We start from the raw sequence: 14,398 nt of genomic DNA on the forward strand, positions 1-14,398 counted from the left end.
TTCATGTCCCGCAAGAACAAATCGAAAGCCCCGGCCATGCTGTTGCCGCTGGGCGCGCTGGCTGCCGGCTTCGGCCTGGCCTCGGCCGCGCTGGCCCAGACCGCGCCCGCTCCCACACCGCAGGCCAAGGGCGACAACGTGTTGCCCGTCGTGCGTGCCAAGGCCAGTGCCGAGAAGCAGGGCAAGGACGACTACCAGGCCACCGAGACCCGCATCGGCAAGGGCAAGCAGGACATCCGCGACATCCCGCAGTCCATCACCGTGATCACCGAGAAGGTCATGGATGACCGCAACTTCAGCAACGTCAAGGAAGTGCTGAAGAACACCTCGGGCATCACCTTCCTGGCGGCCGAAGGCGGCGAGGAGGACATCCGCATCCACGGCATTCCGCTGCAGAGCACCGGCGACATCTTCATCGACGGCATGCGTGACCCGGCCTTCTACGACCGCGACACCTTCTTCCTCGACAAGGTCGAGCTGCTGCGCGGCTCGGCCTCGCTGCTGTTCGGCCGCGGCTCCACGGGCGGCGCCGTCAACCAGGTGACCAAGCAGGCGCAGCTGGCCGACCAGAACCAGATCGACGTGACCATGGGCAGCCACGGCGCGCTGCGCGCCATCGCCGACTTCAACCAGCGCACCGGCGAGACGGCCGCGCTGCGCGTCAGCGCGATGGTCAACCACGCCGACAGCAACGGCGCGGGCTCCAAGGTCGACAAGCGCGGCGTGGGCGTCAACTACCGTTTCGGCATCGACGAGACCGACGAGTTCGGCGTGACGCTGTACGCACTGCAGAACGACAACGGCATCAATTACGGCGTGCGCTGGATCCGCCCGACGGCCACGTCCCCGTATGTCAACGGCCTGAACACCAAGCTGGACCCGGACGCCTACTACGGCCTGGCCAGCGACTTCAACAAGGGCACGGCCTACTACGGCATGCTCACGCACACGCACCGCTTCTCCAAGGACACGGAGCTGGTGACCAAGGTGCGCTATGCCGAGTACACCCGCGACCAGCGCGCCACGCTGTGGAACTTCGCCGGTGCGGCCCTGCAGCCGGGCGGCCAGGCCGTCACGCTGGACAACCTGAGCGGCGCCACCGTCATCACGCGCGGCTTCCAGCCCAAGAAGCAGGACATGCAGACGATCACGGCGCAGAGCGACCTGAGCACGCGCTTCAAGGCGCTGGGCTTCGAGCACACGCTGCAGACCGGCGTCGACTTCGCGCACGAGAAGAAGCAGGTCTTCGCCCAGGTCTCGGCCGCGCAGGGCGGCGTCGTGCCGGCCCGGCCCAACACGACGATCGGCACGCCGTCTGACGGCGCCAGCATCAACGAGAGCCTGCGCAGCTACCGCGACAACAACGCCTATACCGCCAAGGCCTACGGCGGCTATCTGCAGAACATGATCCAGCTCGCGCCGGCCTGGAAGCTACTGGCCGGTCTGCGCTACGACAACCTGACCGGCGACTACGAGCAGTACGCCGTGCCGAACAACGCGCTCTCGCCCGTGACGACGACGCCTTACCGCATGAAGGTCTCGGAGGTCAGCAAGCGCGCGGCGGTGCTGTTCCAGCCGAATGCGCAGTGGTCCTTCCACCTGATGGGCGCCACGTCCTTCAACACCTCGGGCGATGCGTACTCGCTGAGCGCGGCCAACGTGAACATCCCGCCGGAGGAGTCCCTCAACGTCGAGCTGGGCGCCAAATGGGACAGCGCCGACGGCAGGCTCAGCCTGCGTGCCGGCGCCTTCCGCAACACCAAGCTGCATGAGCGCAACACAGACCCGCTGATCACCAACCTGGTCACGCTCTCGGGCAAGCGCCACGCCGCCGGCCTGGACGTCGACATCGTCGGCCGCATCACGCCGCAGTGGGAAGTCTTCGGCAACTTCACGTGGATGCCGGTGGCCAAGATCGACATCTCCAGCGCCACCTCGGGTGAAGTGCAGGGCGCGCGCCCGTCGCTGTCGCCGCGCTACTCCGGCAGCCTGTGGACGGCCTACCAGGCGCTGCCCGCACTGCGCCTGGGCGCCGGCCTGAACGCCCGCAGCAGCCAGACGCCCATCCGCAACCCGGTCGGCGTCGTCGCGCCCAAGTTCGTCACCGCCGACGTGATGGCCGAGTACACGGCCATCCCGGAGCAGCTGATGTTCAAGCTCTACGTCAGCAACGTGGCCAACAAGCTCTATGCCGACCAGCTCTACCCGTCGTTCTACGTGCCCGGTACCGGCCGCGTGACGAGCGTGACCGGCTCCTACAAGTTCTGAACCGATGACTACCCGGGCCACGTCATGCTGCTGAAGATCCCCCAGATCCTCGACGACGCCGACCTCGCCCGGGCCCGCGAACTGCTGGCCGCCGCCCCCTGGGGCGATGGCCGCAAGACGGCCGGCCGCCAGGCGGCGCAGGTCAAGAACAACGACCAGCTGCAGGCCGGCAGCGAACAGCACCGCGCACTGCAGGCGCTGGTGCTGCAGGCGCTGGAGGCGCACCCGCTGTTCTTCTCCGCCACGCTGCCCAAGCGCGTGCTGCCGCCCTCGTTCAACCGCTATGCCGGCGCGGCCAATGCCTATGGCAGCCACGTCGACCAGGCGGTGCGCTACCTGCCCGGTGGCACACAACGCGTGCGCACCGATATCTCTTGCACGCTCTTCCTCAGCGACCCGGCCGACTACGACGGCGGCGAGCTGGTCATCGACACGTCGTTTGGCGAGCAGCGCATCAAGCTGGCGGCGGGCGACCTGGTCGTCTACCCCGGCACCAGCGTGCACCGCGTCGAGCCGGTCACGCGCGGCGTGCGGCTGGCCAGCTTCTTCTGGATCGAGAGCATGGTGCGCGCCGACGAGCAGCGCCGCCTGCTCTACGAGATGGACATGAGCCTGATGGCGCTGCGCGGTGATCTCGGCGAGACCCCCGAGCTGGTGCGGCTGACCGGCGCGTATCACAACCTGCTGCGCATGTGGGCCGATACGTGACTGCGCCGGCCATCGAGCCCCTGCCTGAAGGTCTGGCCAATCTGGCGGACTTTGTAGCGCCCGCCAAAGCGCGCGTGACCGAATCCGCCTGGGCCTATCTGAATGGCGGCGCGGCGGATGAGCTGACGCTGCAGGCCAACCGCGCCGCCTGGGACGCGATCAAGCTGCAGCCCCGCGTGCTGCGCGACCTGGCCGGTGGCCACACGCGCGTGACGCTGCTGGGCCGCGAGCTGCTGCATCCCGTGCTGCTGGCGCCCATCGCCTACCAGCGCCTGTTCCACGCCGATGGCGAGAGGGCCATCGCCCACGCCGCCGCCGCGCAAGGCGCAGGCATCATCCTCAGCGCCCAGGCCAGCGTGCCCATGGAAGACGTGGCCGCCCCCATGCTGGCCGAGCCCACCGCCGGCCCGCTGTGGTTCCAGCTCTACTGGCGCGACGACCGCGACTTCATGCGCGCGCTGCTGCGCCGCATCGAGGCCGCCGGCTACCAGGCCCTGGTGCTGACCGTCGACGCGCCCGTGCACGGCGCGCGCGACCGGGAGCGCCGCATCGGCTTCAAGCTGCCCGCCGACATCCGCGCCGTGAACCTCGGCGGCGTCAAGAAGCCGCTGAACCTGCAGCCGGGCCAGAGCGCACTCTTCGACGGCCTGATGCCGCGCGCCGCCACCTGGGCCGAGGTCGACTGGCTGCGCGCCGAGAGCAAGTTGCCGCTGCTGCTCAAGGGCGTCACGCACGCCGATGACGCGCGCGAAGCGCTGGCGCGCGGCGTGGCCGGCCTCATCGTCTCCAACCACGGCGGCCGCACGCTGGACACCGTGGCCGCCACCGCTGCGCTGCTGCCGCCGCTGCGCGCCGCCGTCGGCCCCGACGTGCCGCTGCTCGTCGACGGTGGCCTCCGCCGCGGCACCGACGTGCTCAAGGCCATGGCCCTGGGCGCCAACGCCGTGCTGCTGGGCCGCCCCTATGTGCATGCGCTCGCGGCCAGCGGCGCGCTGGGCGTGGCCCATGCGCTGCGGCTGCTGCGCGATGAGCTGGAGATCGCCATGGCGCTCTCCGGCTGCAAAACCCTCGCCGACGCCGGCCCGGCGCTGCTCTGGCCCACCACCTCCCGCTAAGGACTCTCTGATGAAACGCCTACTCGCCGCCCTCGCCCTCACCGCCATCAGCGGCACCGCCTTCGCCCATGGCGCCGTCTCCTGCCCCGCCGTTCCCAAGGAAGAGAAGAAGGGCCAGATGGAACTGCAGAAGAAGCTCGAAGCCGAGGGCTGGAAGGTCCGCCGCGTGCAGAACTTCAACGGCTGCTACGAGGTCTACGGCTTCGACAACAGCGGCAAGAAGGCCGAGGCCTTCTTCAACCCCAAGACCTTCGAGCGCGTCTGGCCCGAGGGCGAACAGCCCACCGACAAGAAGTAAGCGATGCCCATCCGCGTCTGGGACGCGCTCGTGCGCGTGCTGCACTGGACGCTGGCCGCAGCCGTCGCCACTGCCTGGATCAGCGGCCACTGGCCACCTCATGACTTCGACACCTGGCACCACATCGCCGGCTACGTGGCCGGCGCGGCCGTGGTGCTGCGGCTCGTCTGGGGCTTCACGGGCACGCGCTATGCCCGCCTCGCCCAATTCGTGCACGGCCCGCGCGCGGTGCTGGCCTATGCCCGCGCGATGCGCGCCGGCCGCGAGCCGCGCCATGTCGGCCACAACCCGCTGGGCGGCTGGATGGTGCTGGCGCTGTGGGCCACGGCCGCCTCACTGTCCCTCACCGGCTGGCTCTACACCACCGATTGGCTGTGGGGTTACGAATGGCTGTGGAACCTGCACGCCTGGCTGGCCTGGGGCATCCTGGCCCTCGTCATCGGCCACCTCGGCGGCGTCGTCGTGACGAGCTGGCGGCACCGCGAGAACCTCGTGGCCGCGATGTTCAGCGGCGTGAAGCGCTCGCCCGACGGCGACGACATTCGCTGACACAGCGGCCTGCAGAACCCAGGATTGATGCGGCCCCGCGACAAGCATGGCGTAAAGGCCCGATTTCATGGGCCTCTGCGGGTCATCCCCTCTATGAAAGCCTTCTTTTCCCCCAGGGAGCGCAGTACCATCGCCGCCGCAGGGTGCTAGCGAGTATTGAAGGCCTACTGGGCCTTCACCCACGCCCGGCACATCAACAACTTTTGATGGAGTGAATCGACATGGCAACTGCGACGAAGAAGGCCGCGCCCGCAAAGAAGGCTGCGGCTCCGGCTAAGAAGGCCGCACCGGCGAAGAAGGCGGCAGCACCTGCAAAGGCGCCTGCAGCAAAGAAGGCAGCAGCGCCCGCCAAGGCACCTGCAGCGAAGAAGGCAGCGCCGGCCAAGAAGGCCGCCGCACCCGCCAAGAAGCGCACGCCCAACGCCGCCTTCATGAAGGCCCTGACCCCCAGCGCCGCGCTCGCGGCCATCGTCGGCGCAGCACCCCTGCCGCGCACCGACGTGACCAAGAAGGTCTGGGAATACATCAAGAAGAACAAGCTGCAGGACGAGTTGTCCAAGCGCGTCATCAACGCCGACGCCAAGCTGAAGGAAATCTTCGGCAAGGCCAAGGCCGACATGTTCGAGATGACCAAGCTGATCAACAGCCACCTGAAGTGAACGGGCGCCGCGCTTGCGCGGCCTCGTCAACACGGAGCCCGGCAGTGCCGGGCTTTTTTGTGCGCGCTGCTCCTCCTTCCGCCCGGCGATGACGCATCCACATTCATTCAAAAAGCTGGTCGGCCCGCTGGGTGTCATCGCCGGCCTCGGGGTCGCTGCGCTGCTCGTCAGCCACGTTTGGAGCGGCGCTGACCGCAGCGCTGACGTGCGCTCGCTGCAAGTCGAGTGCGGCAACACCGACGACCCGCCAGGTACCGGCATGCCCGCCTGGCCCGATGGCAAGCAGCGCTACTACACGCGCCAGCACTGGACCGAGGCCGGAGAGTTGAAGGTCGAGGTGTGGGAGTTCCTGTCGCCCGGCTATGTGCTCGTGTCTGCCGACCGCGAGGTCAAGGGCCGGCGCATCGTCATCAAACCGCGCTGGGAAGTTCCGCCGGACGGTGCGGTGGCGGCCTGCCACGCCAAGCTCGGCGTGGAAGTCACCTTTCGCAACCTGCCGCGCGGCGACTACGTCATCGACGCCCGTTAGGTCAGCAGCGTGCGCAGGCTGGCTTGCAACAGTGGCAGGTCGATGGGCTTGAGCCAGTAGTCGGCAAAGCCCGCGGCACGCGCCGCGCGAACGACCTCGCCGGGGTTGTCGGCCGACAGCGCAACCCAGCGCGCGTCTGCCAGCGCGGCCGACAGACCCACGTCCGCAGCGACACGTTCGCGCAGCGCCAGCCCCGTCATGTCGGGCAGGTTCATGTCGATGAGCAACAGGTCGGGCCGGCATTCGGCCAGCACCGCCAGCGCCTCGGCACCCGTCTCGGCGCAGCGCAGCTCCCAGCCCGGCAGCGTACGGAACACCTCCTCCATCAGGATCAGATGGATGCGGTCGTCTTCGACGTAAAGCACCAGCGGCGCGGCGCGTTCGGGCATGGCGGGATCGGGGAACAGCTACAGCGGTCGGCACGATAGCAGCAATGCCCGATCGGCCCGGGCACACCGCGCTGCGGTCTTTTCCAGGCGTTGCGTGACATTTCGCACCCGCCGCGCACCCCGTCTTCGGGGGGTTTCAACGCGTACAAACCCTGTACATCCCTAACACTTACGGCGTTCGCCCCTGGGTTTGGGGCGCGTCGTTTTGACAGGCCCGCCGATGTCTCTGATCGCCACCTTCGCTCTCGCCGTTTCCGCCGGCTCCGCGCTGCCCACCTGCAGCTGGGACCGCCCGGGCGCCAACCCTTTCATGGGCGACGTGGTGGCAGCCGTGGACCGCTACCAGGACATCCCGGTGGCCACGCGCGAGAAGCTCAAGGCGCGCATGAAGGCGCGCAGCTATGACGACATCGCCCTCATCGAGCGCGACACCATCAAGGGCCAGGCGACCTACGCGCCGGAGATCAGCGACATGCACTTCGGCCCCGGCGCCGTCTGCAAGACGGTGACGCGCGCCAAGTGGACGGCCAAGACGCAGGAGCGCGGCCTTGTCTACTGCGAGGACGGCCAGTGCATCCTCGTGCCCACCGTCTGCCGCAACGTCAGCCGCATCCGCCGCCTGGACGCCAAGCCGGCCGCCGCAGCGCCATCCGGCGCGGGCAACGTGGCCTCGTCGGCCCAGGAAGGCGAGGCTGTCGCGCCGCTGGAGTTCGAGGCGCCTGGCGCCGGCCCGATGGCGGCCGCCCAGCCGGACAGCTTCTCTGCGCAAGCCGGCGGGGCCTCGCTGGGCGGTGGCGGCAGCCCGGCCCAGGGTGGCAGCAGCTTTGCGGGGCTCAGCGGCGCTCCTGCACCGGGCACGGCCGCGAACACAGGCGGTGGCGTCCCCGGCCTGCCCAGCCTCGGCATGCCCAGCCTGCCGCCAGGCACCGTGCGCCCGGCCGAATCCCCCAACCTGCCCGGCGTGACGCCGGCCGTGCCCGAGCCGGGCACCTGGGCCATGATCGCCGCCGGCCTGCTGGTCATCGGTTTCCGCGCAAGGCGCGGCCGACGGGACTGATCAACGCCTGATCAGCGCCTCAACAACGGCGCCAGGTAGCGCCCCGTGTGGCTGGCCTCGCAGGCCGCCACGTCTTCCGGCGTGCCGGCCACCAGCAGCGTGCCGCCACCGGCACCGCCTTCCGGGCCCATGTCGATGAGCCAGTCGGCCGTCTTGATGACGTCCAGGTTGTGCTCGATGACGACGATGGTGTTGCCCGCGTCGCGCAGCTGGTGCAGCACCTTGAGCAGCAGTGCGATGTCGGCGAAGTGCAGGCCGGTGGTGGGCTCGTCCAGGATGTAGAGCGTGCGGCCCGTGTCGCGCTTGCTCAGCTCCAGCGCCAGCTTGACGCGCTGGGCCTCGCCGCCGGACAGCGTCGTCGCGCTCTGGCCGAGCTTCACATAGCCCAGGCCCACATCGAGCAGCGTCTGCAGCTTGCGCGCCAGCGCAGGCACGGCGTTGAACAGCGTGAAGGCGTCCTCCACCGTCATGTTCAACACCTCGGTGATGTTCTTGCCCTTGTAGAGCACCTCCAGCGTCTCGCGGTTGTAGCGCCGGCCCTGGCAGACGTCGCAGGGCACGTAGACGTCGGGCAGGAAGTGCATCTCCACCTTCAGCACACCGTCGCCCTGGCAGGCCTCGCAGCGGCCGCCGGCCACGTTGAAGCTGAAGCGCCCGGGGCCGTAACCGCGCTCGCGCGCCGTGTTCATCTCGGCGAACAGCTCGCGGATGGGTGTGAACAGGCCGGTGTAGGTCGCCGGGTTGGAGCGCGGCGTGCGGCCGATGGGCGACTGGTCGACGTTGATGACCTTGTCGAAGGCGTCCAGGCCCTCGATCTCGTCGTAGGCGGCCGGGTCGGCGTGGCTGTTGTAGAGCTTCTTGGCGACGGCGGCGTAGAGCGTGTCGTTGACCAGCGTGCTCTTGCCCGAGCCGGACACGCCGGTCACGCAGGTCAGCACGCCGACCGGGATGTCGACCGTGACGCCCTTCAAGTTGTTGCCGCGCGCATTGACGATGCGCAGCTTCTGATCCTCTGGCGCCTTGTGGCGCTGCGTGGGCACCTCGATGCGCGCGGCGCCGCTGAGGTAGCGGCCGGTCAGCGAGTTCGGGTCGGCCGCCACCTGGGCCGGCGTGCCCTGCGACATGATGTGGCCGCCGTGAACGCCCGCGCCGGGGCCGAGGTCCAGCACCCAGTCGGCGGCGCGGATGGCGTCCTCGTCGTGCTCCACCACCAGCACCGAGTTGCCCAGGTCACGCAGGCGCCGCAGCGTGGCGATGAGCCGGTCGTTGTCGCGCTGGTGCAGGCCGATGCTGGGCTCGTCGAGCACATACATGACGCCCGTCAGCCCAGAGCCGATCTGCGACGCCAGCCGGATGCGCTGGGCCTCGCCGCCCGAGAGCGTGTCGGCACTGCGGTCCAGGCTCAGGTAGTTCAGGCCCACGTCGTTCAGGAAGCGCAGCCGTGACGCGATCTCGCGCACGACCTTGTCGCCGATGTCGGCCTTGTTGCCCTTGAGCTTGAGCCCCTCGAAGTAGTCCAGGCACTCACGCAGCGTCGAATGCTCGACCTCGAAGATCGGCCGGCCGCGGACGCCGGGCGGCGCGTCCGCAGGCTGCAGCACCACGTTGCGCGCCTCGCGGCGCAGGCGCGAGCCCTCGCAGGCGACGCAGGGCTTGGCGGCCATGTAGCGGGCCAGGTCCTCGCGCACCGCGGCCGAGTCGGTCTCCTTGAAGCGGCGCTGCAGGTTGGGCAGGATGCCTTCAAAGGGGTGCTGGCGCTTGACGCTGCGCTTCTTGCCGCTGGCCGTCTCGGCCTGGTAGACGAAGCTGATGTCCTCGTCGCCCGAGCCACGCAGCAGCACCTCCTGCGCAGCCGGCGGCAGGCTCTCCCACGGCGCCTCAACGTCGAACTTGTAGTGCGCCGCCACGGATTCCAGCAGCGAGAACGTGTAGGGGTTGCGGCGGTCCCAGCCCTTCACGGCGCCGCTGGCCAGCGACAGCGTCGGGAAGGCGACGACGCGCTCCGCGTCGAACACTGTCACCTGGCCCAGGCCCTCGCAGCTGGGGCAGGCGCCCACCGGCGAGTTGAACGAGAACAGGCGCGGCTCCAGCTCGGGCAGCGAGTAGGAGCACACCGGGCAGGCGAACTTGCTGGAAAAGAGCGTGGTGTGCCCGGTGTCCATGTTCATCACCAGCGCCCGGCCGTCGGCCTGGCGCAGTGCGGCCTCGAAGCTCTCGGCCAGGCGCTGGCGCAGCTGGTCGTGCGAATCGGCGCGCAGCTTGACGCGGTCGATGACGACGTCGATGTCGTGCTTCTCGGCCTTCTTCAGCGCCGGGATCTCGGGCGCCTCCACCGTCACGCCATCGACACGGAAACGCACATAGCCCTGCGCCTGCAGCTCCTGGAACAGCTCGACGAACTCGCCCTTGCGGTCGCGCACGACCGGCGCCAGCAGCATCAGCTTGCTCTCGTCGGGCATGGCCAGCACGGCGTCGACCATCTGGCTGACCGACTGCGCCTCCAGCGGCAGGTCATGGTCCGGGCAGAAGGGCGTGCCGGCGCGGGCGTAGAGCAGGCGCAGGTAGTCGTGGATCTCGGTGACCGTGCCCACCGTCGAGCGCGGGTTGTGGCTGGTCGCCTTCTGCTCGATGGAGATCGCCGGCGACAAGCCCTCGATGATGTCCACGTCCGGCTTGTCCATCAGCTGCAGGAACTGCCGCGCGTAGCTGGACAGGCTCTCGACATACCGCCGCTGCCCCTCGGCATACAGCGTGTCGAAGGCGAGCGACGACTTGCCCGACCCGGACAACCCGGTGATGACGACCAGCGCGTGGCGCGGCAGGTCGACGTCGATGTTCTTCAGGTTGTGGGTGCGCGCGCCGCGCACGCGGATGAATTTCGACTCAGGCAAAGACATGGGAGTTTTCACGAGCAACCGGGCATGATAGGTCGTGACAATCGCGGCCGTTCAAGAGCCGAAAGGGAGAGACCGATGCCCGTGCGCCTGATGGCCGCCGCCTTCGCCATCGCCAGCCTGCTGCAGGCGGCGCCCGCCGCACAGGCACAGACTGCTGCGCCTGCGCCCGTGGCCGCCAAGCCGCCGGCCATCGCTGATTTCTTCAAACGTCCGTCGGTGCGGCGCCCCAAGCTCAGCCCGAGCGGCCGCTACCTCGCCATCCAGGCGGCCGGCAAGAACGACCGCATGTCGCTGGCCGTGCTGGATTTGCAGACCATGCAGACCCCGAAGTTCATCGCCGGCTTCAATGACGCTGACATCGCCACCCATCACTGGATCAGCGAGGACCGCCTGGCGTTCGACGTGTCCGACTCGCCAGACGGCACGACGCGCGTCAATGGCCAGGGCCTGTGGGCGGTGGACCGGGACGGTAGCAATTCGCGCCAGTTGATCAAGACGGACAAGCACTTCATTACCACGGCCACCCTCATCAACGACCGCCGACTGGACGTCAACTGGGTGCTGCACAGCGTGCCACCGGGGCTGGACGGCGGCGAAGTGGTCGTCATGCGACGGCGCTGGATGAGCGAGCGCGAGGCAACCGGTGCGCAATTGGCGCGGCTGGACACGCGTACCGGCCTGATGCGCACGCTCAGCGAGGGCGTCCCCGACTACGCCCAAAACTGGCTGCTCGACTGGCGCGGTGCACCGCGCGTCATCAACACCCAACACCAGGGACGCAGCCGGCTCTTCCACCGCGACGACGCCGGCCGCTGGCAGTTCTGGTACGAGGATGACCCCGAGGCGCGCAACCACCCCTGGCCGATTTGGTTCGGGCCGGACGGCCTGGTGCTGGGCGAGCAAGGCCACGGCGGCTTCACCGCCGTCTTCCGCCTCGACGCGAAGACCGGCCGCGCCGACGGCGAGCCGTTGATCTCCACCCCCGGCTACGACTTCGAGGGGCGACTCATCACCGAGCCCGACACGGGTCGCCTGCTGGGCGTGCGCTACGAGACCGACGCACCCGGCACCGTGTGGCTGGACAAGACGATGAAGGCACGCCAGGCCGAGATCGACGCCCGGCTGCCCGGCAGCGTCAATCTGATCGAATGCCTGCGCTGCGTAGAGGCCAGCCACCTCGTCGTCACCTCGCTGTCCGACAAGCGCCCGCCGCTGTACCACCTGTACAAGCCAGCGGACAAGGATCTGCAGCCGCTGGCCGGCACCCGCGCCGACCTCCCCATCGCCGCCATGGGCCAGCGCGACTATCACCGCATCAAGGCCCGCGATGGCCTCGAGATGCCCGTGCTCGTCACGCAGCCAGCCGGGGGCGCCAAGGCCGCCACACCCACCATCGTGCTCGTGCACGGCGGGCCCTATGTGCGGGGCACGCACTGGCCCTGGTCGCCCAATGCCCAGTTCCTCGCCAGCCGCGGCTACCTCGTGCTGGAGCCGGAATTCCGCGGCAGCACTGGCTACGGCTTCGGACACTTCCGCGCCGGCTGGAAGCAATGGGGCCTGGCCATGCAGGATGACCTCGCCGACACGCTGGCCTGGGCCGTCAAGCAGGGTTGGGCCGACCCCAAACGCGCGTGCGTCATGGGCGCCAGCTACGGCGGCTACGCGGCCCTGATGGCAGCCGTCACGCAGCAGGACCTGTTCAAGTGCGCGGTCAACTGGGTCGGCGTGACCGACATCGGGCTGTTGTCCAGCATCAGCTGGAGCGACATGTCGGACGAGTGGAGGGACTACGGCATGAAGCGCCTGGTGGCCGACCCCGACACCGACGCCGACGCCGAGCAGATGCGCAAGACGTCGCCGCTGCAACGCGCCAAGGAAATCCGCATACCGCTGCTGATGGCCTACGGCGGCGAGGACCGGCGCGTGCCCATCAAACACGGCACAGACATGAAGTCCGCCCTGCGCGATGACCAAGCGCTGGAATGGGTCGTCTATCCGGACGAGGGCCACGGCTGGTTCAACCTCAAGACGAACGAAGACTTCTGGGGCCGCGTCGAGCGCTTCCTGGCCAGACATATCGGCCCGGGCAACTGACGCTTCGTCCGCGCCGCCTGCAGTTGGCGACGCGGCTCTTGCGCTTCATCGCAGCGCCCTGGCGACGGGCCGGTCCGGTGCCGAAACTCCTTCCATCGACACAGCAATCCCGCTGTGACAACCCCGAAGGAAGCACCATGAAATCCACCGTCCTCATCCAGGCTGCCGCTGTCGCCGCCTTTGCCTTCACCGCCTTCACGGCCAGCGCCGCGCCCCAGGTCAAGACGCTGCCCCGCGTCGTCGTCACCGGCAAGGCCACGCCCGAAATCGCCCAGCTGCCGCGCGTCGTCGTGACCGGCTACGCCGTGCGCGAAGTGGCCCAGCTGCCGCGCGTCACCGTCGTCGGCTACAGCGAGACCACGCTGCTGCGCCAGCAGACCCTGGCCGCCGCCAAGTCGGGCATCCGCCGCGCCTGAGCCCCGCATGACGATGCGTTTGAAGCACCCCACACGAGCCGAGTCGCCGGCGCAGCAGGCCGGTGGCCTGAACTGCGCCGCCGAGTCGGCTTGTCTCTCGCGGTCAAAGCCGAATCTCTGAAAGACAATCGGGCTTCTTCATCGGAGCCCGCTTGTGAAAGAAGAGCTGCGCCAACGTCGGTCCTGGCTGGATGGCTTCATGGCTTATCCCGCCCCGGCAGGCCTGAGCGAAACCCAGCTGCGCGACAACATCATCCTGCTGGACCAGGCGCTCTACACGCTGTGGAACCTGGGGGACAACCTGCTGTTCGGCTGGACGCCCGCACCGCGCGGCCTGCGCGCCATCGTCGCGCCGCACCCCATGCTGACCGAGTTCGCCCTGGGCGACGGCAACCTGCCGCCGGCCGAGCTGACCAGGCGCGCGCGGCTGCTGGACAAGCTGCTGTCCAACCAGGAGCACCTGGAGGGCGCCGCCTTCGACGAAGTCAGCGCCGCCCTGGGCGTGGCGCCGCGCTTCATCGAGCTGCCGTTCGCGCCCGAGCAGGGCCTGGGCCTGCCGCTGATCGCCGCCATCGCCGCGCGCTACGGCGTGCGCCTGGTGGAAGACCGCGCCGTCATCCTGTTCGACGCCGTCGGCTTCTCGCTGCTGACACCGCTGCAACAGGTGGTGCAGCTCAACAGCCTGTCCTGCTCGGTCAACGCCGCCTACGCCAAGCTGCTGGCCCAGGAAATCAACATCAACTTCGCGCGCACGACGACGGGCGACGGCTTCTACATCTGGAACCGCATGCGCGGCGTCGAGGCCAATGTGGAGCTGTACCAGCTGATGCAGTTCATCCTGGCCGACAACGCGCTGGCCCAGGAGCGCGCGACGCGGCCCGAGTCGGTGCCCAAGCTGCGCGCCTGCTTCCACGTCGGCTCGCACTACGAGTTCTACCAATCCGAAGGCCTGAACCCGACCTCGTTCAGCTACTTGGTGGGCCAGGTCACCATCGAGCTGGCGCGCATGGTGGAGAACGCGCGGCCGGGGCAGATCCTGGTCGGCAAGTTCAACACGCTGATGCACGACGAGACCACCGGCGACGACGTGCGCATCGACAGCCTGGACTTCGTCGAGCGCACGCGCGCACCGCTGCGCAGCCTGAACGGCCTGAAGCTGGCCGGCTCGGAGGTGGACGAGATCGCCTGCTACCTGACCGGCCGGCGCGACGAGACGGGCCTGTGGGGCATCAGCGAATACCAGATCGCCGACAAGCACGGCCTGATCCACCGCGTCTACAACGCCAAGATCAACATCCACCGCCGCAACGGCGAACCCATCTACCTGGGCCTGCGCGAGGAAGACCTGCCCCCGGACGCACCGCGCACGGTGGCGGACACGGATTTCCATCCGCTGCCCACCTGAAGCCGGTTCGACGG

Annotated in this window: 13 protein-coding genes; 11 read left to right on the forward strand and 2 right to left on the reverse strand. The window is 68.8% G+C overall.

Annotation, left to right across the window (positions count from 1 at the left end; all coding sequences use genetic code 11):
• Window positions 1-3 precede the first annotated feature (3 nt).
• From ACG00Y_RS17960 to ACG00Y_RS17990, 7 genes are all read left to right on the forward strand, one after another.
• Entirely contained in the window at window positions 4-2,268 is a 2,265-nt protein-coding gene (locus ACG00Y_RS17960) for a TonB-dependent receptor (protein ID WP_394481169.1), read from the forward strand.
• A gap of 24 nt (window positions 2,269-2,292) precedes the next feature.
• On the forward strand, window positions 2,293-2,976 hold the full coding sequence (locus ACG00Y_RS17965; RefSeq protein WP_394481171.1) for a Fe2+-dependent dioxygenase: 684 nt from the start codon (window positions 2,293-2,295) through the stop codon (window positions 2,974-2,976).
• Window positions 2,977-3,050: 74 nt separating this feature from the next.
• Window positions 3,051-4,091, forward strand: a complete 1,041-nt coding sequence (locus ACG00Y_RS17970) for an alpha-hydroxy acid oxidase (RefSeq protein WP_394481173.1) — start codon at window positions 3,051-3,053, stop codon at window positions 4,089-4,091.
• A 10-nt stretch (window positions 4,092-4,101) separates the two neighbouring features.
• Complete coding sequence (locus ACG00Y_RS17975; protein ID WP_394481174.1) at window positions 4,102-4,389, forward strand: PepSY domain-containing protein; 288 nt, start codon at window positions 4,102-4,104, stop codon at window positions 4,387-4,389.
• Between the two features lie 3 nt (window positions 4,390-4,392).
• On the forward strand, window positions 4,393-4,938 hold the full coding sequence (locus ACG00Y_RS17980) for a cytochrome b/b6 domain-containing protein (RefSeq protein ID WP_394481176.1): 546 nt from the start codon (window positions 4,393-4,395) through the stop codon (window positions 4,936-4,938).
• 221 nt (window positions 4,939-5,159) lie between these two features.
• Complete coding sequence (locus ACG00Y_RS17985) at window positions 5,160-5,597, forward strand: SWIB/MDM2 domain-containing protein (protein ID WP_394481177.1); 438 nt, start codon at window positions 5,160-5,162, stop codon at window positions 5,595-5,597.
• An 88-nt stretch (window positions 5,598-5,685) separates the two neighbouring features.
• Window positions 5,686-6,126: a hypothetical protein gene (locus ACG00Y_RS17990; protein WP_394481179.1), complete on the forward strand. Its 441-nt coding sequence runs from the start codon at window positions 5,686-5,688 to the stop codon at window positions 6,124-6,126.
• Here the strand turns inward: ACG00Y_RS17990 and ACG00Y_RS17995 are convergent.
• On the reverse strand, window positions 6,123-6,515 hold the full coding sequence (locus ACG00Y_RS17995) for a response regulator (RefSeq protein WP_394481181.1): 393 nt from the start codon (window positions 6,513-6,515) through the stop codon (window positions 6,123-6,125). The two genes, ACG00Y_RS17990 and ACG00Y_RS17995, sit on opposite strands and share 4 nt — an antisense overlap.
• 220 nt (window positions 6,516-6,735) lie before the next feature.
• On the opposite strand from ACG00Y_RS17995, the gene ACG00Y_RS18000 reads away from it, so the two are divergent.
• Window positions 6,736-7,572: an MHFG family PEP-CTERM protein gene (locus ACG00Y_RS18000; protein WP_394481183.1), complete on the forward strand. Its 837-nt coding sequence runs from the start codon at window positions 6,736-6,738 to the stop codon at window positions 7,570-7,572.
• An 11-nt stretch (window positions 7,573-7,583) separates the two neighbouring features.
• On the opposite strand, the gene uvrA is transcribed toward ACG00Y_RS18000, so the two are convergent.
• Window positions 7,584-10,469, reverse strand: a complete 2,886-nt coding sequence (gene uvrA / locus ACG00Y_RS18005) for an excinuclease ABC subunit UvrA (RefSeq protein WP_394481185.1) — start codon at window positions 10,467-10,469, stop codon at window positions 7,584-7,586.
• 75 nt (window positions 10,470-10,544) lie between these two features.
• Here uvrA and ACG00Y_RS18010 point away from each other — a divergent pair, with 75 nt between their 5' ends.
• The 3 genes from ACG00Y_RS18010 to ACG00Y_RS18020 all read left to right on the forward strand — a co-directional run bounded on the left by ACG00Y_RS18010 (window position 10,545) and on the right by ACG00Y_RS18020 (window position 14,384).
• Window positions 10,545-12,563, forward strand: a complete 2,019-nt coding sequence (locus tag ACG00Y_RS18010; protein WP_394481187.1) for an alpha/beta hydrolase family protein — start codon at window positions 10,545-10,547, stop codon at window positions 12,561-12,563.
• Between the two features lie 137 nt (window positions 12,564-12,700).
• Window positions 12,701-12,979 carry a hypothetical protein gene (locus ACG00Y_RS18015; RefSeq protein ID WP_394481189.1) on the forward strand — a complete coding sequence of 93 codons (279 nt, stop codon included), beginning with the start codon at window positions 12,701-12,703 and terminating at the stop codon, window positions 12,977-12,979.
• A 199-nt stretch (window positions 12,980-13,178) separates the two neighbouring features.
• Window positions 13,179-14,384, forward strand: coding sequence for a hypothetical protein (locus tag ACG00Y_RS18020; protein WP_394481191.1), 1,206 nt, complete (start codon window positions 13,179-13,181; stop codon window positions 14,382-14,384).
• Window positions 14,385-14,398 lie beyond the last annotated feature (14 nt).

It is taken from the genome of Pelomonas parva, assembly GCF_043555835.1.
In the GTDB taxonomy this organism is placed as follows: domain Bacteria; phylum Pseudomonadota; class Gammaproteobacteria; order Burkholderiales; family Burkholderiaceae_C; genus Pelomonas; species Pelomonas parva.